Annotated in this window: 3 protein-coding genes; 2 read left to right on the top strand and 1 reads right to left on the bottom strand. The window is 55.5% G+C overall.

The features are described 5' to 3' along the window. The first annotated feature begins 63 nt into the window (after positions 1 to 63). Both serB and ACXAH1_RS10675 read left to right on the top strand, forming a co-directional pair. Positions 64 to 1077: a phosphoserine phosphatase SerB gene (serB, locus tag ACXAH1_RS10680; protein WP_475196614.1), complete on the top strand. Its 1014-nt coding sequence runs from the start codon at positions 64 to 66 to the stop codon at positions 1075 to 1077. Between the two features lie 66 nt (positions 1078 to 1143). Next, on the top strand, positions 1144 to 1479 hold the full coding sequence (locus tag ACXAH1_RS10675; RefSeq protein ID WP_010384066.1) for a hypothetical protein: 336 nt from the start codon (positions 1144 to 1146) through the stop codon (positions 1477 to 1479). 128 nt (positions 1480 to 1607) lie between these two features. Here ACXAH1_RS10675 and ACXAH1_RS10670 read toward each other — a convergent pair whose 3' ends face one another. Next, entirely contained in the window at positions 1608 to 21365 is a 19758-nt protein-coding gene (locus ACXAH1_RS10670; RefSeq protein ID WP_475196613.1) for an amino acid adenylation domain-containing protein, read from the bottom strand. Positions 21366 to 21375 lie beyond the last annotated feature (10 nt).

The raw sequence follows: 21375 nt of genomic DNA, 5'->3' as shown, positions 1-21375 counted from the left end.
TACCAAACAAGTACTAATACATCGGTTCAGAAGAACCGGATATGACCCCAATCAGGAGTATCCATGTCAAAGTCACTCGCGTCAATCCAGTTGCGTGCCATCGCTGAGCCTGCTCAGCAGCTTCTTACCTTAGCAAAGTGGTACCAGATTGAAAACGAAGATCACCTTAAGCCTGGCGCTTGTTCATTGTCAGAAGGCGGTCAGTACTTGTGCTTCTTTGGTGATGAGCTCAGCGAGGAGATTGTCCTGGAGATTTTAGGCCTGTGCCAGCGTGCCGATATTGAAGTCACCAGGTTAGCGCTGTATCAACCCACAGCTGACATGGTACCCGGACTGGTTTTATATACCCAGTCGACACGCGATGTGCGCACGGCCATTCGCGCATTAGCGGCACAGTGTGGCCTGCAAGGTGCCGCCATCAGCCAGCCGCCGAGCTTGCGCAAGCCCGGTTTACTGGTGATGGATATGGACTCCACGGCAATCAAAATTGAGTGCATTGATGAAATTGCCAGACTGGCCGGGGTGTATGATGAGGTTGCTGCCGTCACCGCACAGGCGATGGCCGGGCAGCTGGCGTTTAACGACAGTCTGTATCAGCGTGTTGCTAAGCTGTCCGGCGTCGAGTTGCCGCTTATTCAGCAACTCAAAGATAACCTGCCGCTGATGGAGGGCGTTGCCCAGTTGTGTGCGGTACTGAAGGCCCATCACTGGCGTCTGGCGATTGCCTCAGGGGGTTTTACCTGGTTTGCCGAGGCGCTCAAAGCGTCGTTGCAGCTGGATGCTGTGTTTGCCAATACACTGGAAATTGCCGATAACAAGCTCACCGGTAAAGTGTTGGGAGAAGTGGTTGATGGCAATAAAAAAGCCGAAGTGCTCAACACTTTGGCTGAGCAGTTTGATATTTCGGCCAATCAAACCGTGGCTATGGGTGATGGTGCCAACGATTTAATTATGATGGCCGCTGCGGGCTTAGGCGTGGCTGTGCATGGCAAACCTAAGGTAGTCGAGCAGGCGGATGCCGCCATTACCCAAGGGTCTTTGACTCAGCTGCTTTATTTAGTGGCTGTACCGGTGTAATCTGTCCAAATTGTTAGGTTGGTATGCTTGTTGGTACATCATAAGATAGTGAAGGAAATACGTGATATGAGAGCTGTTTTACTGGTGTTTTCCGCTGTTTTGTTATCTTTTTCGTCGGCCTCGTTTGCTGCTGGCTGGACTGGATACGGCAAGGTGAAGGAGTTAGGACAACAACCTAAAAACGCGCCCACTGATATTGTGGTTGTTGCGGATATAGCGAGTAATAGCACCAAATGTGCCGTGAAGGACAAGTTTTTGTTTGATATCCAGGATAGTCGTGATGAGCGGGTTTACAGTACTTTGCTAACGGCACTTGTGGCACAGAAGGAAGTGCGCTTTTTCTTAGAAGACGATTGTTCTGTGTGGGATATGCCAAAAATTACTGGGATATATATCCGTTAGGTTATTGGTTAACCCCACTAGGTTTGGCTTTGAAGCGCATTTTAAATAGCAGCCATAGCGACTTAATGAAGTCGCTATGGCTGAACTAGATCGATATGGAGATCATTAGCGCTCAGTTATAAGTGTGCTTAACTCTCCTGCCAGATCTCCCGATAGTGTCTGTCTTCCAGCCACTGGGTAAAGTAAGTATCAAACAAACGTTCCCAGTCACCCAGCGTGATGTCATAGCGCTCCGTCAGCGCGATAAAGTTGTCCTTATCATACGGGTCCATCGGCATAAAATAGGCTTCAAACAGGTACTCGTCGTAGCCGGGACGTGATGACAATAAGCCCTGCATAATGACCTGCTCTTTGCCTTCACGTTGGGCCGCGTAGGCTTCACAGGCACCAATAAACTGCGCTTTATCGGTGTGCGTAAAGTGTAATCCTCGCTCAGCGGCAAAGTCATAAAAGGCCTTTATGCTCAATGGCGCTGGGTTAGCCACGTGATAGACACGATTGCGCTTTTGTGGGTCACTCATGCCAGCGACAATATAGGTAGCTGCGCGGTCAACCGGAATAATATCCAGCATGTAGGGGCTCTCAGTCGGGCGCACCTCTATGCTGAGCATCATTTTCAGAATACGGTGGAAGACATCATCCGTGTTGCCAATGCCGGTTTTAGATGACCCCGAGATTTCTGAAAAACGATAAACCGTGTAGGGCACACCTATGTGTGATGCCTGGCGAATGTTTTCTTCCTGCACCCATTTTGACTGACCATACCCGCTGCACAGCAAGGCTGCTTCGTCTTGTGGAATAAAGGATTCACGCGGATTAACCGAAAAGTGCGAGTCTTTGATCTGGGTGCTGGCGGTGGTGCTGGAGACAAAGTGGATCATCTTCAGCGTGTCCGTGCAGCACAGTGTTAGCAGGGCATTGGTACCAGCCACCGACTTTTTAAAGGCAAAGTAGGGCTGGATATGGTTCACATACGAGGCTGTATGCACTACGTGTTGGATGTCCCGGCACAGCAGTGCCCAGTGCTCATCGGATACGCCTAATCGGGATTGCTCCATATCTCCCGGGACAGGCACGATGCGTTCCAGATCCAGAGTCAGCGCATACTGTTTAGCATTATCGGCAATACGAGTGAGGGCTTGCTCTGTGTTGTTGGCGCGTACCAGACAGTATATTTTGGCTTTGGTGGTGGCCTGCAGCTCTGCCAGCAGGTGACTGCCTAAAAAGCCGGTTGCTCCGGTGAGTAGCACATGACGAACATCGCCTTCATAGGCATGCACTATCTCATCGGGCAGCGTCGGCAAGTCAATGCCCGCATCGACAATAAACTCAGGTAACGACGGGTCGTCCTCATGCTGAACCTGGCCATGGGCCTTGTCGATTTCGTCGATCAGTGCCTGAATGGTATTCATGTTCTTAAAGGCATCGGCCTGAATATCAATATTGAGCCGGGCTTTGAGCTGCTGGAAGGTTTTCAGCAATGAGATGGAGTCAAAGCCGTAATCATACAGATCGCAATTCAGATCCAGCTCATCGGGGGCTATTCCCAGCACCTGGCCAACAATGCTTACCACAGTGCCAGCGATATCCTGAGGTGCGTCAGGCGTGTCTTCCGATACTTGCTCCAGACGCGTGTGCGTCAGGCGCTTGCGCTGTAATAGTGCTGCTGTGTTATGCACGATGCGCTCCGGCTCTGTGGTGCAGATGGCAGCCAGGGTACTGCGCTTGGTGCTGAGCAGCTTGGGCAGTTGCGCAAAGGCATTCGACATTTGGATCAACTGATAGCCCTTTTTCTCGGCAAAGCTGTTTTCAATGCTTTTTAGCGGATCATTTGAATGCCAGTAGCCCCAGTTAATTGCCAGGGTCTGACCATAACGCTGCCGCTTATTCACTTGCTGGTTTCGGGCCCGGGCAAAGGCATTCTGAAAACCGTTGGCGTATGAGTAAGACAGGTGATTCAGGCTGCCAAACACGGCCATGGAAGAGAACAGCACGAAAAAGTCCAGCTCACAGCTGCTGAGCAGAGCGTCCAGCTGCTGCGTGCCTTGTACTTTGACCTGCATTGAGCGGGCAAAGTCGGCCCAGTTGTTTTCTTCTTCCGTGTAGGTGGTGCCGAGGTGAAACACGCCGTTGAGCTCTAGTGACTTGTCGTTCAGTAGGGCACTGAGTAGTGCCAGCTGTTGGGCGTCGGCAATATCACACGCCAGGTAATGCACTGTGCCTTTACCTCTGAGCTGAGTCAGTTGTGGCTGTACGGCTTGTTCATCGCGCCTGCCCAGCAAAATGAGGGTCGCAGCAAAGTCTTCCAGCAAGTGCTGGCTCAGTGCCATGCCCAGTTCGCCCAGTGCCCCTGCGATCAGATAAGTACCGCCGTGCCGTATTTCATACTCAGGCTGAGTTGTGTCGCTTGCGTCTGGCAGTTGCGTTAGTTGCAGTGCAAAGCGCGCACCATCGCGGTATTGCACCTGATTTGGCTGATGCTCAGATGTGTTTAGTAAGGTACTGGCAAACTCCTGCAGCAACAATTCGCCCAGGCAAGCAGCCTCATCGAGCTGCTCGACTAACGTCCAGCTATGCTGCGGATTGCGCAGGTTGTAGCAACGCAGCAGGGCACTCAGATCGTCTCGGGTTTCAATTTGCGAGTCGGTCTGAGTGGCATAAAACAGCTGCATCGCGTGAGTGTCGTGACGGGCGGTGAGCTGCATCAGCTCGAACAGGGGTTTTATCTGCTGCTGCGGCTCAATCAATGAACCACTGCCCAGCACAAAAATGGTATCCGGCAGATCTTCTGGATCCAGCGCTGAGTGGTCCAGTTGTTCAAAGCACAGCGAAGTCACCTTACAGCCACTTGCGTGTAACGGCTTACTGAGGGTTTCAAATTCGGCCTGGGTGTCTGAGACCAGCAAAATATGCCTGTGTGCCAGCTGTGCAGTTAGTGACGTTTGCCAGTCCTCCGGCAGAGTCAGAGCAGCCGGTTGAAATTGGTTGTCGAGCAGCAGCCAGGGACTTATTTGTTCAGCCTCAACCGCGTTTTTGCTGATAAAAGACGTACCAGGCAGGTGCAGTTTTGGTAAAGGAGTCGGGTAAAGTGGTTGCCAGCTCGATACCTGGCCGGATTGCCACAGACGCACAATGGCTGCATATTCCTGGGTTTGATGCAAAGTCAGCAACTGCTCTGCTGTTAGCTGCTCGCTGGTGTTATTGCTGATCTTGGAAGCCTGATCAGGCACGGCCTCGCTCAGGGCTGCGCGCAGCTCGTCCAGTGAGGACACTACCCAGCCGAGTCTGTATGCCTGAGCGGTGCGGCCCAGCGCTAAGGTCGCGGCCAGCTGCGTCAGTATTTGTGGTGTGTCTGGCAAAGTCGCGATGTGATTGGCAAGCTCAGCGACTTTTTGTGCCAGTGCTGCTTTGCTGGTGGCCGAGAGCACCACCATCGCCGGGGCGTCTGGCAAAGCTGTGTGTTGCTCAGTGATGTTCGGCTGATACTCTTCGAGTACCACATGAGCATTCACGCCACTGATCCCAAAGGCGCTGACGGCAGCTCTGCGCGGCGTATCGCCGTGCTCCCAGGGCTGCGCCTGGGTTTGTACCGCAAGCGGCGTATCTTCAAGTGCCAGATAGGGGTTAAGTGCCTGCACATGGAGCGACGGCACCAGGGTCTGATGCTTAAGTTGCAAAACAACCTTGATAAGCCCTGCGATACCGGCGGCAATTTCGGTATGACCTATGTTGCTTTTCACTGAGCCCAGCGCACAGTGGGCTGGCCACTGATGTGTATTAAAGGCAGCCTTGAGCGCATCCAGCTCAACCGGATCGCCAAGCGTGGTGCCGGTGCCATGGCATTCGATATAGCTGAGTGTAGCCGGGTCGATGTTGGCGTTGCGCCAGGCTTTGTCCAGCAGCTGAGTTTGTGCTCGGGCGTTTGGTACGGTAAAGCCCTGTGATTTTCCGCCATGATTAACCGCCGACCCCAGCAAGGTGGCGTAAATGGCGTCCTGATCGCGCTCGGCTGCCGAGCGCTTTTTCAGCATGATCATGCCAACGCCCTCACCCCGCACTATACCATCTGCATCGGCTGCAAAGGTTTTGCATCGCCCGTCCGGCGACAGCGCACCTATCTCCTGCATCGCCACAGAGGCGGTGGGGGTGTCTATGATATTGACGCCGCCAACAATGGCCTGCTCACACTCTCCCATGCGGATCGCCGCCATGGCCTTGTGCACGGCAACCAGAGATGAGGAGCAGGTGGTATCTACCCCTTCGCTCGGGCCGTGCAGGTCGAGGAAGTAGCTCATGCGGTTTGGCGCAAATGCCGGGGAGGTGATCAGCCCTTCGTGATATCCAGACTGACATCCAATAAATAACCCGGTGCTAGTGCCTGCCAGCGATTTGGGATCGTATCCGGCATTTTCAATACACTGCCAGACATGCATCATCAGCAGGCTTTCCTGCAACTGAATGCGCTCACACTCTGCCGGGGCAATGTTGAAGAATAAAGGGTCGAACTCGGTGTCGCGTCGCAGGCGGCCCAGCCAGTTAATTTCGCCGGGCCAGCTGAGCTCACTGTCTTGCGGCTGTGGCCAGCTGTGGCGGGTCACACAGTCTTTGCCTGTGCTCAGGTTGTGCCAGAATTCGTCGAGGTTACTCGCCTCGGGGAAGGCGGCGCTGATCCCGACAATGGCAATCGCTTCGTCATTTGAGGCATTCACCGGGGCTTGCTTTGCTAATGTATCTGTTGAGCTTGTTTGTGTCTCGTTAGTCGTGGCGATCAGCACATCGCCATACTCGGCGATAATATGGGCTCTGAGGCTGTTCAGGGTCGAGTGCATAAACAGCACGCTGGGTGACAGCTCAAGCTGATAGCGGCTGTTGAGCTGATTGATAAAGGTAATAAAGGCAATGGAGTCTGCGCCAAACTCGCCCAGATCGGTATCTCCGTCCAGTGTATCCGGTTGCACGCCAAGTAAAGCCGCCACCATAGTGCTCAGCTGCTCTGTCAGCGCAGCGTCCAGCGCGGCTTCACTGGTAAACTGGGCTGCTGGTGTAGCGGTGTCACTGACTTGCTCATGGTTTGTGTCCGCCGGGGTATATTGCACCAGCGTCTGAGGCTGTTGCAGTGCCCGGTAAAAAGCGTCTATGCCACTGTTGGTGGGCATGGCCGCATCCGTATGGGCAAACTGGGCATTGCGCTGCATACCGCCGTCTTGCCAGAAAGGCCAGTCAATACTGGCGCTCAGGCCATGGCGCTTACCGCTGGTAACCTGGGCATGACGCTGTTGCATATAGCTGTCGAGAAACGCATTGGCCATGGCATAGTCGCCCTGAGAGGCCGCGCCCTGTACGCCACTGAGCCCGGCAAAACAGGCGAAGAAGCGCAGCGGCATATCCGCAGTGGCCTCATCCAGCGCCACCACGCCCGTGACCTTGGGCGCCAGCACTTGCGCAAAGGAGGTCGGGGTTTTGTTGCACAGCAAAGTATCCTGCACTATGCCGGCCGCGTGGATCACGCCATGGAGCGCGCCAAATTCGCGCACTATGTCGCGCACCAGCAACAAGGTATTCATCTTCTGCGCCACGTCGAGCTGACGATAAACCAGCTGAATCTGACCCTGCTGAAGGTTGCGCAGCTGCGACTCGACCTGAACGTCATCAGCGGCTCGGCGACCTGTCACGACCACTGTGGTGGCAAACGGCAAAGCGGCAAGTTCGGCAATAAAGTGACGACCAATTCCCCCGAGCCCGCCGGTGATAAGATACACGCCATCGGGTTGCCAAGCACTGACCGGGTTCATATCGCTCACAGGCTGATAGCCCAGTACTGTGCGGCTTGTACCCTGATAAGCAATGACGGAGTCGGGCGCATTGCGGTTATTGGTCAGCAGAGTGTGCAGCGTATCTGAACTCAGTGTCGGGTCTACCAGCAACAGCTGTGTGCGCAGCATAGGGTGTTCAATGCTGGCGGTTTTCAGCAGGCCGTGCAGGCAACTGTTGAGGTTAGCCAGCGGCTCGGCCTGAGTGTTGCCTATCACCAGCTGTAGCAAGGTCGGCTGTCTGGTTTTCGCGAGCGACTGTATGATGTCGAGCAGCTGAATGCCGTAGTCACTGACTTGCTGCTCCGGTGCGTAATGGCTTGAGCTAAGCACCTGGGTGATAGCACCGGCGACTTCCAACTCCGGCAGGCCGCACAGCACCACACAGTGTGACGCAGTGCTGTCGGGCGTAGCTGTCTCACTGTCTGTAATCACAGGCTGGGGGCGCCACTTGGGTACACTCAGCGTGCATGGGGCCAGCTCTTCTGATTGAGTCTGGCTCAGGCCGAGCGTGTATGGCTTTAGATCAAAGGGGTAAGTGGGCAGGCTCAGTTTGCTGATTGCCTGACCCTGATACATAAAGCCCCAGTCCTCAAAGCCGCTGTCCAGCCAGTGGCTCAGAATAGCCTGATAGTTGCCCTGTGCCAGCCAGCTGGCCGGTGTACCTGTGGGAACTGGGTTCAAAGATGTTTGTTCACTACTTGCCTGGTAATGCGTCAACTGAGTTTTAAGCTCGTTCAGAGAAGACACCACAAAGCCTGCGCGATGCGCCATCACCTGGCGACCGGTTTGCAGGGTGTAGGCCAGGCTAACTCTCAGCGCATCATCGCACAGGGTGCGCTCAAGCCAGTTCAGCAGCTCGCTCACCTGACGTTGCAGTACTTCTGGTGTTGCTGCCGACAGCACTACGATAGAAGGCTGGCTGCTTAACGCACTCTGTGTTTGCACCACCGGAGCTTCTTCCAAAATGGCATGGGCATTGGTGCCGCCAATCCCAAATGAGCTGACTGCGGCCCGCCTTGGTAACAAAGGGGTTTCCCATAAGCGCGTGCTGTCGACGACATAAAACGGCGAGTTAGCCAGGTCCATATGTGGATTCGGCTCACTGTAGTGCAAGGAGCCAGGCAGCAGTTTGTGGTGCAGCGACAAGCTGGTTTTCACCAGTCCGGTAAGCCCTGCCAGGGTATCTGTGTGGCCCAGGTTCGATTTTACGGCACCCAGCCCACAATATTGTTTTGCTTCGCTATGCGGCTGATAAACCTGTTGCAGCGCAGCAAATTCAATGGGGTCGCCCAGCGCGGTGCCGGTGCCATGGGCTTCGACATAACTGATACTCGCCGGTGAAACATCGGCGCTTTGCAGTGCCCGGGTGATCACCTGCATCTGGCCTTCCGTGCCCGGGGCAAAGAAACCGGCCTTGTCGTTGCCATCGTTGTTCACCTTTACCGCCTTAATCAGGCTGTAAATGTGATCGCTATCCTGGGTTGCCTCATCGGCCCGTTTGAGTACCACCACAGACACGCCATTGCCGCCTATCATGCCATCGGCTTGGGCATCAAAGACTTTGCAGCGCGCATCGGGGGCAAAGTTGAGGCCTTTTTCTATTTTGTATCCTGTGCTGCGCTGCGGGAATAAACAGGCTGCGCCGACAATGGCATAGTCAATGTCACCGGCTTTGAGTGCCGAACAGGCCAGTGCCAGTGCGCTCAGGGATGAAGAACAATTGGAATGCACAAACAGACTTGGGCCGGTCAGACCCAGATGATAGGAAATACTGGTTGCCAGCGTGCCGGGCTGATTCAGCGTCGATGCAACATAGTCCTCGGCATTAAGCACAAACTCCCCGTTGCTGAACTTATCGTGCAGGTTAAGATCGGTCAGGTCGCCGCCTGAGGCGGAAATATACACGCCGGTGTTGGGCATTTGGTCACAGCGATAACCGGCGTCTTCCACCGCTTTCCAGGTATGCAGTAGCAGCTGGCGCTGTGCATAGCTCATGGTGCGGGCTTGTTTTTCCGAGAGACTAAAAAAGCCGGGGTCGAATGCATCCTGACCCTCTACCCAGGTATCGAGCCAGATCATAGATGAGTCTGACTCGGTGCGCTGGCTGTGGCGAACCAGGTTGTTGCCTTCAATGAGGTTTTGCCAGAATGTCTGCGCGTCGGGGGAGTCCGGGTAATGACAAGACAAGCCTATCATGGCAATGGCCTGACTGGCGGTTGTCTGCTTTGCAGAGCCCACCGGCTCTGGTGCTTGAGCAGGCGCTGCAATCGGGCTGGTAACTTTGGTCGATAAATAGTCGCACTGGGCGTTAATGGTGCTGTACTGAAACACCTCAGTCAGCGGCAGGTCGATATTGAACCTGGTGCTCAGTTTGGTGGCCAGTACATTGGCCAGCAGGGAGTCGCCCCCAACCGTGAAAAAGGGCGCATCCGGCGCAACCTGACTCACGTCCAGCACCTCACACCAGACGGCCGAAATCTCGGCCTGTAAATTTCGCTCTGGTACGGCTGCGCTGAGGTTTGCTTCCAAAGTTGAAAGCCCGGCCTGCGCGGTGTGTGAGTTAAACGGCAGCTGGCTGAGCAGCGCCTGTTTATCCACTTTGCCATTGTTGGTCAGCGGCAACGCGGGCACTGAGACAAAATACGCCGGCACCATGTACTCGGGCACAAGCTTTAACAACTCGCCACGAATGGCTTCATCGGAAAGCGGCATTTGGGTGACCAGGTAAGCCACCAGTACGTTACCATGACGTTTGCTGGCAGCCAGCACGCAGGCATCCTCAATGGCCGGGTTGCTCAGCAGGGCGTGTTGTACTTCGCCAAGCTCTATGCGGTGTCCACGGATCTGAACCTGATCGTCGCAGCGGCCCAGATATTCATACTGACCCTGTGCATTCAGGCGTGCCAAGTCGCCGGTACGATAGAGGCGCTCCTCGCTTTGCCCGGCAAGCGGATTAGGAATAAAGCGCTCTGCGGTCAGTACCGCTCTTTGATGATAACCCCGGCTGACGCCGCAGCCTCCGACATACAACTCGCCGGGCTGACCCGCCGCGACAGGACTTTGCTGTTCATCCAATAAGTACAGGCGGTAGCCAGGCAGTGGCTTTCCAATGATGCTTTTACCCGGGTTCTGTTCGACCAGCTCGCGGGTAATTTCCATCTCTGTGACGTGTACTGTGGTCTCTGTGATGCCATACATGTTGACCAGCTTGGGTAGCGGCTGTGCTGCCTCAAACCAGGGCGTGAGCTTACTCAGCTCCAGTGCTTCACCGCCAAAGATCACAGTACGCAGAGAGCGTGTCAGCGCGGGGTGTGCCAGCAAATGCGTCATCAGCGGATAAAACGCCGATGGCGTCTGATTTAAAATGCTTACCTGATTGTCGTGAATAAAGCGTGCGAATGCAGCACTGTCTTTTTTGCAGGCATCGTCTACGATCACCAGTTTGCCGCCATGGGCCAGCGCGCCCCAGATCTCCCAGACCGAAAAATCAAACGCAAACGAGTGGAACAGGCACCAGGTATCCTGGGCATTAAACCCAAACCCAGGCTGGGTGTTGTTCAGCAAAGCGGTAATGTTGCTATGCTCAACCAGCACCCCTTTGGGCTGACCCGTTGAACCCGAGGTATAAATGATATAGGCCAGCGCCTGAGGTGCCAGCGCTATGCCCGGAGCGGTAACGGGTGCAATCGTGCTGCTTTGCAGGCAGTCACTGAGGCGATATACCTGGCTGTGCGCGACAGGCAGTGTTAGCTCGTCGCTCATTAGTACCAGCGCCGGATCGGCATCGGCCAAAATAAAGCGGGCTCTGTCCTCTGGTGAGCTGGGGTCCACAGGTACGTAGGCACTGCCGGTTTTCAGCACCGCCAGCATGGCAACTATCATCTCCACACCCGGGCGCAACAGCAGGGCAACCCGGCTGCCGGGCCGCGCACCTTTGGCGATTAAGGTATGGGCCAGCTGGTTGGCCTGCTGCTCCAGTGCCTGATAACTCAGCGTGGCACCGGCATACGATAGTGCCGTCTGGGTTGGGTGCTGCGCGGCCTGTGAGGTAAAGCTGTCAACCAAAGTGGTGGCTTTTGCAACTGGTGCCTGTGGCAGGCCATCGGGTGGTAAGTCACCGCTAAGCAGCACATCTTCCAGTAGTTGCAGATAATTATCTGCCAGGGTTTGCACGGTATGACGTTCATAAGCGCGGGTCGCGAATTTAAAGGCCAGCTGATGGGTGCCACCCAGCGGGGTAACCTCCAGGCTCAGGTCCAGCTCGGCATCTTGCTGGAATTCCTGCCACAGAGCCCCCAGCAGTGCCTGATTGTCCTCTACCCAGTCGGCCTGAATAAAGTTATGACAGGCATAGCCTATCTGAAACAGCGGGTGAACACCCGGTATACGCGGCGCATTGACGGCGCTGAGCAGCTCAGACAAGGGCAGGGCGCTGTGACTGATCACGGCGTCCAGTTGTGTCTGATTCGCCCGTGCCTGGCTGACAAAATTTGTGCTGCCATTGCGGGTCAGTGGCAGTGGTAATTGATTCACAAACAGACCCAGTGACTGCGCCATACTGGCTTTGGGTCGTTGCATCACAGGCGTACCCAGTATCAGCTGATTGCGACCAGTGAGACGGCTCAGTAACGCCTGAAACACGGTTAAGAAAAACACTGAGGTGCTGAGTTTGTGACGGGTTAAAAACTGCCCGAGTTGCTGCTGCGTGCTGGCTGGCAAATTGAGCGTCACGCGCGCACTGTTTGGCTCGTCCGGGCTTACTTGCGTTGTGCGTTTTCCGGGCATGGCCAATGGCGCTTGCACAGGGTTCAGTGACTGCTGCCAGAAGTGTTTCAGCGTGTCTGCACTTGGGCTGGCCAGCAGCTGCTGCTCCCAGTCAAGGTAGTCGAAAAAGCCCTGGTCGGGCGCTGCCGTTGGTACGCCTTCATGATAGGCCTGCCATAGCTGAGACAGCAGCTGGGTGGCGGAGACCCCATCGATGATCAGATGGTGCAGCACGATCACCATCACATGGCGTGACTGAGCGCCCGACGCCACTTGCCACGCACTTGCGCGCAGCAATGGCCCTGACAGATCAAAAGGCACTGCAATAGTCTGTTGTATTGCATCAGTCAGGGCCGCCTTAGAGGTTGGTGCCAGAGACGTTTGCTCAATCCGGATTGTGTCCGGGTGGATCTGTTGCGTGGGTCGGCCATCCGTTTCGTGAATACGCAGGCGCAGCACCGGGTGGCGCTGACAAAGACTGTCCAGCGCTTGTTGCATACGGGCAACATCCAGACTGGCAAGCTCGAATACCAGCGGGATATTGTAGCTGCACAGCGTCGGGTTTTGCTTGTGCAGCAGCCACAGACCTTGCTGGGCTTTTGATAGTGGCAGTTGCCCTAATGGCGCTTGTTGGCTGAGCGGCTCTTCGTGTGTTACCTGCACCGTGGCGATATTGGGTTGCTGTTTAACAAGGTAAGCATGCAACTGGTTGAGGGTTTTCACCTCAAATAACAATGCTGGTGGCAGAGCGTCCAGGCCAAGCTGAGGATCGGCCTCAAGCTGCTGTACGACGGACATCAGCATAATGGAATCAAAGCCCATATCCCGGAAGTCGAGGTCGCTGTCGAGTTCTTCCATCGGCAGTTTACTGACTTGCGCCACCACGGCTTTAAGGTGGTCCATTAACGCACTATCACTCAGCGCAGCCATGTTATGTGATGCCGGTATCTGGGTGTCAACCTTGGCTTGCGGGGTTATCCAGCGAGTGAGCTTGTCCGGGTTACCGTATAAAAAGCACTGTTGTGCGTGGGGCTTGGCATACAGCTGATAAAAGGCTTTCAAACCTATGTTATCAGGCATAGCAGCAAGGCCCTGCGAGCGCAGCAAACTTTGCTTAACGGCGTCCATTTGCATGCCGCCTTGTGCCCACAGCGGCCAATTTACTGACAGGCTTAGACCATGGCGCTGACCTTGCTCACCCCATTGCTGACGCTTGAGCATATAGGCGTCCAGGAAGGCATTGGCGGTGGCATAATCGGCCTGACCCGGGTTACCAAAGCACGCTGCAATGGATGAAAAGCAGATAAAGAAGTCCAGCGGAAGTGCTTTGCTGGCCTCATCCAGTGCCATCACCCCGCAGACTTTAGGTGCCAGCACGCGCTGGACCGCCTGCGGAGTTTTGCTCGCAATCAGTTGGTCTTCAATCACACCGGCGCTGTGCAAAATTCCGGTCAGGGCACCGTGCTGCGCACCAATGCGGTTAAGCAGCTCAGCACACTGGGTTTGAGTGCTGATATCGGTTTGGTAATAATGAATTCGGCTTGTATCTCCTGGCATCCCGAGCGATTCAGGCGCGGTGCGACGACCTGTGATAATCACCTGAGCATGGCGGGTTTGAGTCAGGAGCTCTTTGGCAAAGCACTGACCCAGCTGGCCAAGGCCGCCGGTGATCAGATACAAGCCATTTTCTTTCCACGGCATCAAAGCGGGCACATCGCTGTGTTGTGGCGTCAGCGTTTGTATCTCGCACTGACCCTGAATAAAACGCAGTACTTTGTGTTGGGTATACTGGCTTGCCTGAACAAGGTGCGCCGCAGATTGTGCAGGTGTATCGCTTAGTATCAGCTGCACATTCAGCAGGTGATGTTCCAGTGCGGCGGTTTTCAGCACCCCTGCCAGCGCCATCAGCAGCGGTTCGCTTGCTGGCACGAGCAGCTGGATAAGCAAAGGCTCAGTGGTGCTGGCAAGCTGTTTGAGGTGTGCAATCAGGGCGATGGTCAGCGCTTCAATACGCTGTGCTGTGTCACCCGATGTATCTTGCAGCACAATGGCATCTGGCATGTCGTTGTGTGGCGCCAGCGCGATGACCTGGCGTTTGCCAGACCAGCTTGCCTGTGAAGTCACATCCAGCGGTTGCCACTGCGGGATGAGGTGTAACAATGAATCTTCTGCGATGGTAGTCGGGGCCGGTTGCGGGTTCACCTGGGTGAGTTTGGGTGCCCCGCTGAGCCAGAATGGTGTGCTGGCAAACGGATAGGTCGGCAGGCGCAGTAAGGTCGGCTGAGAGGCGTAAAATGCAGACCAGTCGAGTTCGGCACCGACCACCCATAAAGCGAGTAGCTTGTTCAGCTCACCAGCTTGCGTCCAGCGGTTAAAATCGTCTTTATCCAGCGCCGCTAAAATGGCTTTACCTTGTTTACTGTTGCCCTGTTTATAGGTACCGGCTTGTTGATTGGCAAAGTCACTGAGCTGGGTGTGCATCTGGGCCAGCGTGTGGGCAACAAAGGCCATACGACAGTCCATAGCTTCGCGCGCACTTTGCAGCGTATACGCCAGCGCTTCAAGCGCGCTGTCATTCAGTTGCGCCTGAGCGAGCCAGTCCGCCAGTTTACGGGCTTTGTCGCGCAGCACCTCGGGGGATTTGGCCGATAAGGCAATGATCACCGGCTTAGCGCTGCCTGCTTGCACTGCGGTTTTTGTCGGTTGATATTCTTCGAGGATCAGGTGGGCATTGGTACCACTGAAACCAAATGAACTGACACCGGCGCGCCGTGGCTGGCCATCCGGCACGCTCCAGGGTTGGGTTTCCTGGGCGACGTAAAACGGCGTATCCTGCCAGTCGATATGGCTGTTACCCTGCTGATAATGCAGTGAAGCCGGAATGGTTTTGTGCTGCATGGCCAGCACCGTTTTGATCACACCGGCGACGCCTGCGGCGGTCAGGCAGTGGCCGATATTGGTTTTGACCGATCCCAGAGCACAGAACTGGCTGCGCGGAGTTTCCGCACGAAATGCCCGGGTCAGGGCCTGAAATTCAATGGGGTCACCGAGCTTGGTCCCGGTGCCATGAGCTTCAATCAGGCTCAGAGAGTCAGGGGCAATATCAAATTGCTCATAAATGCGGCTATGTAACTGTTGCTGAGAAACTGAGCTAGGCGCGGTGATCCCGCTGGTGGTGCCGTCCTGATTAGTGGCAGAGGCTAAAATAACCCCAAGAATGTGATCGCCATCACGCTCTGCATCACTCAGGCGTTTTAACACCACCACACCGACACCTTCACCCGGCACAAAGCCATTGGCTCTGTCGTCAAAGGTATAGCAGGTGCCATCGGCACTGAGCATGCCCGCCTTACCGGCATGTTGTGAGAACTGCGGGGTGCACAAGGTGGCAACGCCCCCGGCCAGTGCCGCGTCAATTTCGCCGTTTTTCAGCGCCTGACAGGCACTGTGTATGGCCACCAATGACGACGAGCAGGCAGTGTCTATGGCCAGCGCCGGCCCCTTGAAGTTCAGGTAATAAGAAACCCGTGCCGGGATCACTGAACCGGCATTGCCCCAGAACAACTGCGCTGGAGCATCCTGGGGTGCCAGCGAGGCGTAGTCGCCCTGCGCGCAGCCCAGATAAACCCCGGTATTGCTGCCCGCGGCCTTAGTGATCATATTGGCGTCTTCCAGCGCCCGGTAGGCCTCTTGCAAAAACAGTCGCTGCTGCGGATCCATCACTTCAGCTTCTTGCGGTGTGATGGAGAAAAACGGCGCGTCAAAGCTGGCGATGTCATCCAGCAGGCTGGCGTAGCGACACCAGTTTTGTGCGTCGGGCGATAAGTCGCTTAAATCCCAGCGCTGCTGCGCACGCACCGAGGTACGTTTGTTGCTCAGCATCTCCCAGAACTCGTCGACATTGCTGGCATCACCAAACTGACCACTCATACCCACGATGGCAATTTTGCCTGCGTTGTTATGACTGGCTTTGTGAGCCGGTTTTACTTCATCTGTAGCGGGTTGAACCGACTTTGGCGCAGCCTGTTGCGAAGTCGCCATGGCTGGCTGCACTTTGTGCATGAGAGCCATTGCCTTATCGCTGTGCTCAGCCACTATGTGTTTACTCAGCGTCGCGATGGACGGAAAATCGAACAATAAAGTTGGCGGCAGACTTAGGTTGAAGTGGGCATTGATCTCATCGAGGATCTGAATGGCCAGGATCGAATCCACGCCGTAATCGGCAAATGAATCATCCGGGTCTAATTCATCCGCCGTCATGCTCAGCGCCTGGCTGGCGATCCCCGCGAGGGTTTGGGCGACGAAATCGCTCAGGGTTGCGTTGTCTGTTGCTGGCTGCGAGTCGGTCTGTGTCTGTTCGGGTTGTTGCATTGCCGTATTGTGGTTTGAAATTGGTGTTGTTTGTTGAGCCGGTTTTGCGTGTTGCTGCACCAAACGGCCATTGCTTTGCGCGCACAGCACTTGCTGTGGTGATTGAGCGTCTGTGGCAGAGGCTGCCAGCGCGAAGCCATTGCTGCTCAGTAACTGTTGCCAGCGTGGCTGCGACAATAAAGGAGAGCCTGGCAGGCGCAGTGTGGTGTCTTTGCTCAGCCACCAGCCTTCGAGCAGGCCAAAGGTCAGCTGAGTAAACAGCGACGGCTGAGTGACTTCGTTGATCAACAGCAGGCCACCGCGCTTCAGGCAGGCCTTGGCGTTGTGCAGTGTGGTTAACATGTCTGCGGTGGCGTGCAGCACATTGGTGGCAATCACCACGTCATAGCTGGCTAAGTCAATGTGTTGCTCAGAAAGTGGCTTGCTGACGTCAAAATAGGCGGTCTGCACAAAAGGATAGTCTGGCTGAAATTGCGCTTTGGCATGGCTGAAAAAGGCCTGCGACAAGTCGGTGTAAGCGTATTCAGTGACATTAAAATCACGCAGTGCGGGCAGTACAGTGCGCGTGGTGCCACCGGTGCCTGCGCCAATCTCCAGAATCCTAATGGGCTGCTCACCTAAACTTGCCAGATAGTGGGTAAGCTGAGTAACCAGCGCCTGATTGGCGTGCATGGCCACCGGGTTATCCCGGTATACCGATTCAACCAGCGCCAGTGAGCCGCCGGGAAACAGCACATCAGTGGCTTTACGCTGGCCGGATAAGATCTCGGGCAGCGTCGTCAGTGCCGCGTTGAGCAGCGCATAGTCATCCTGTTCCAGTACGGTCAGATTGGCTGGTGGCTCGGGCAGAGCCAGCACATCGTCTTGTAGTAAACCGGCCTCGCTCAGGTAGCGCGCGGTTTCCTGCCACCATAATTCAAAGTAATCCGGCAAGGCTGATAGCGCCTTGGAGCGCTCAGCCGGATGCTGCCAGCCTGCACTGATAAGTGCCTGGCACAACGCATAAAAGATCTCGGTGTCAGCAGGTTGGCTATTGAGTGCCAGCGCAGGAGCAGTTTGTTCAGACTGAAATGCGGTATAGCTGGACTCTGAAGAATAACTGCTACGTACCAGCGCCGCCTGTGCCCGCTCTGGTGTCATTTTCACTACACCGACCTGCGTCAGCGTTGAGGACATGAACTTTGCCAGTGCCGCCATGCCTGATTGCGCGTCGACAGAGCCAATCCCGACCTGGCGCATTTTTCGCTGATAATACGGGTCGCTGACCCGGCCAACGCCGCCCCAGTAACCCCAGTTAACCACCTTGATGGGCAGTTCAGTACTGGCGGAGCGGGCCAGACTGTCCAGATACTGACAGCCCGCAGCATAGTTACTCTGGCCGGGGGCAGGCGAGAAAGACTGCATTGAAGAGAACAGCAGGACGAAGTCGAGCGACAGGTCTTTACACACGCTAAGCAGAGTTTCACCACTGGCCTGTTTGGCCTGATAAGCTCTCAGGAACTGGGCGTCGTCCATGTTGGCCAGGCTCTGATCTTCCAGGTGTAAGACGGAATGCACCACGCCATGGAGTTGCCCATAGTCTTGCTCAATGGTGTGCATCACGGCACGCATGGCCGCTTCATCGCAGGCATCGGCCGGAATATACTGCGGTGCAGGGCCCAATTCACCCAGCCGCGCGATGGCCTGCTCAATGTCTTCATTCAGCGCACGGCGGCCAACCCAGACAACTTGTGCCTGATGCTGGCGGATCATCCATTCACTCCAGACCTGACCCAGGCCCCCTGCGCCGCCCAGCACCAGATAGACGCCATTCTTGCGATAGGCTGACTCACCAGCATCCAGGTAGGTGTGCTCGCAGGCGCTGAAGGTGTGCCAAATGTCGCTACGATGTGCATAAAAGCCCGCAGGCAAGCGCGTCGCCTGTTGCCAGTGGCTTGTGTCTTCTTTGCATTCAGCACTCAAGTCGACAATGCGCACATGCCAGCGCGGATATTCCTGGGCCGCGCTTTGTAGCAATCCAATCAGTCCGGCGCCGTGTGCCTCAACCGCTTCGTCATACACTTGCTGCGTCTGGAAGGTAAGTAAAGTGATGGCCAGCGGCTCTGTGCCTTTACCTTGTTCGATCAGGGTTTTTAGGTGAGTAAACAGCTTAAGTGGATCTGCGTACTCGTCCTTGGCGGCCCACAACAGGTGATCAGCAGGCTCCGCTGAGTCTGTGCACCAGGCTGGCATAAGTGACGCAGGACCCTGATAATCAAAGCGGTATTGAGTCGTTTCAGCAGGTGGCAGTGCTGTCAGATGCTGCCAGCCAGGGAGTACGGAAAACAGCTGGGTCGTATCGGTATCGTGCGCCATTGAGCGGGTCGAAAAACCGCGCAAACGTGCATACACCGCACCTTGTTCATCGCAGATATCGACATCAAACTTCTGGCTGCTGGCATCAGCATGGGTGGTTTGAGTCGCACAGGCTATCAGTGTTTTACCCGATGGCAGCGGCGTGAGTAATTCAGCCTGTTCCAGTGCAAAGGGCAATCCCGGGCGGGCATCTTGTGCAAAACCCAACAGGGTATGCAGGGCGCTGTCGAGTAGCTCGGGGGCAAAGGCAAAGTCGGGGGCAATAACCGGGTTGAGCTCGCCTTGTGCCTGTTGGTCTGCCACAGATAATGTAGTGATGCGCTGAAAAGCCGGGCCATAGTCAGCGCCTGCGGCGCTAAATTGCTGATATAACTCAGAGGCTGCGACTGTGCGGGCGTCAGACTGTGCTTCGATGGCGCGCGTTGTGACGCTGTGCTCTGTAACCTCAGCCTGGCCGCTGGCATACACCTGGCGCGCATCGTGTGCTTCACGGTATAACTCAAATGTTACCCGATCACCGGTTTGTTTTAGCGACAAATAAACCGGGCCGCTCTGCGCGTCGACGGTCACCGGTCTGCGCCAGTTCACCTGACTCAGGCGCAGCGACTGGTTATCCGCCAGCTGGCCCGACAAGGTCATGGCGGCATGGACCATTTCAAGCGTACAGACGCCGGGCAGCATAGCCTGGCCCTGCACCTGATGGTCACGTAAAAAATACTCATTGCCTGTAAAGTCACTGACAAAGATCAGCTCACCCAGCGCCGGTATACTGCGATGCAGCAGCGGGTGCAGGTGTGAGGGCTGCGCTTGGTCATCTGTATCGAGCCAGTAAGGCTTATGCTCAAACGGGTAGGCAGGCAGACTAATGCGTTGCGGGCAGAGGTTGCTATAGCTGGCCTGCCAGTCGATGATATCGCCCTGTACCCAGCCGGTTATGCGCGCGGTGAGTGTTTCGTGAGTGACTTCGCTTTGCTCTGCAGTAGCGGCAACTTTACTATAGTGCCAGTCGCCAGCCTCACTTGAGACAAACTTGCTCAGTTGTGCTTTGACAGAGGCCAGCGAGTTTGCCGCAAATCCCATCCGGTGTCTCATCGACTCCCGGCCCTCCGTGAGCGTATAACTTAAATCCAGCAGCTCAACCGGGTTATCCGACTCAAGGTAGGCAAGCAAGTCTGCGGCGCGCTGCGTGAGCGCGGTCCGGGTTCTGGCCGACAGCACTATCGGCAGGGCGGAGTCTAACGCTGGGCGCTCTGGGTTGAGGTATTGTGGTGATTCTAAGATCACATGGGCATTCACCCCGGCAAAGCCAAAGGAGGATATGCCGGCAAGGCGCTGCTCGCCTGCCCATGGCATACACTCGGTAGCTAACTTAAATGGCGATTTCTCCAGAGAGATTTTCGGATTCAGCGTCTCAAAGTTTTGCAGCGGCGGCACCTGTTCATGCTCAAAGGCCAGCAAGGTTTTGATCACCCCGGCAATACCGGCGGCTGACTCTAAATGGCCGATATTGGTTTTCACGGTGCTGAGATAGCAAGGCGCATCGGGCGTTTGCTGTTTACTGGCGCGAAAGGCGCGTTTCAGGCCCTGGATCTCCAGCGGATCGCCCAGTACGGTGCCGGTGCCATGTAATTCGACAAAGCCAATCTGATCAGAGCCAACTCGGGCATGGTCGATGGCCTGCTGGATCACCCGCGACTGTGAAAACGGGCTCGGTGAGGTCAGGGTATTGGTTTTACCTGAGTGCCCCACAGCGCTGCCCTTGATGATGCCATAGATGGTGGCATTCAGCGCTTTGGCGGTCTCTACCGGCAGCAACAACACCATGCCAACGCCTTCGCCACGGACATAACCATCGGCCTCGGCATCCAGGGTTTTACAGCGCCCCTGCGGTGACAGTACGCCCAGCTTACTAAAGCTGACATAGCGGTTTTTGGTGATCAGCAGATTAACGCCACCAACCAGCGCGGCACTTATTTCGCCTGAGCGAAAGTCATTCATGGCCTTGTGAATGGCCACCAGAGACGAAGAGCAGGCGGTATCGACGGTTTCACTGGGCCCCTGAAAATTAAAATAGTGCGAGATGCGGTTAGCAAACACCCCGGTCGACATGCCGGTCAGAAAGTGCGGGTCGATATTACCGGTCGAAAACTCCTGATAGTCGGTATTACTGCACCCCAGATACACACCTGTGGCAGTATTTTTAAACTGCGATGGCGTGAGCCCCGCATCTTCAAAGCAGGCCCAGGCCAGCTCCATACTCAGGCGCTGCTGGGGATCCATGCTCTGCGCTTCCTTGGGTGAGATAGCAAAAAAGCCGGCATCAAATCCGGCGATATCGCCAATAAAGCCGCCCCATTTGCTGATGGACTTTTGCGCCTGTTTATCAGGCTTTGGGTCGTAGTATTTTTTCCAGTCCCAACGCTCAACGGGCACTTCGCTGATACTGCTGATTTTTTGACTGAGGTTGTGCCAGAACTGATGTTTGTTATCGGCGCCCGGAAAACGCAGAGACAGGCCGACGATGGCAATATCCGGTGTCTTGTCTGGCAAAGAGGGAGTCTGCGGGTTGTGTTTGCTTGTCATGATCTGTCTC

Source organism: Pseudoalteromonas sp. AWH4_217, assembly GCF_056161105.1.
The sequence above is the reverse complement of the archived record's forward strand: the minus strand, read 5'-3'. Positions and strand labels throughout refer to the sequence as shown.

Bases quoted from the DNA above. Each gene is read 5' to 3' on its own strand.
- serB (WP_475196614.1), top strand. From the start codon at position 64: ATGTCAAAGTCACTCGCGTCAATCCAGTTGCGTGCCATCGCTGAGCCT.
- ACXAH1_RS10675 (WP_010384066.1), top strand. From the start codon at position 1,144: ATGAGAGCTGTTTTACTGGTGTTTTCCGCTGTTTTGTTATCTTTTTCG.
- ACXAH1_RS10670 (WP_475196613.1), bottom strand. From the start codon at position 21,365: ATGACAAGCAAACACAACCCGCAGACTCCCTCTTTGCCAGACAAGACA.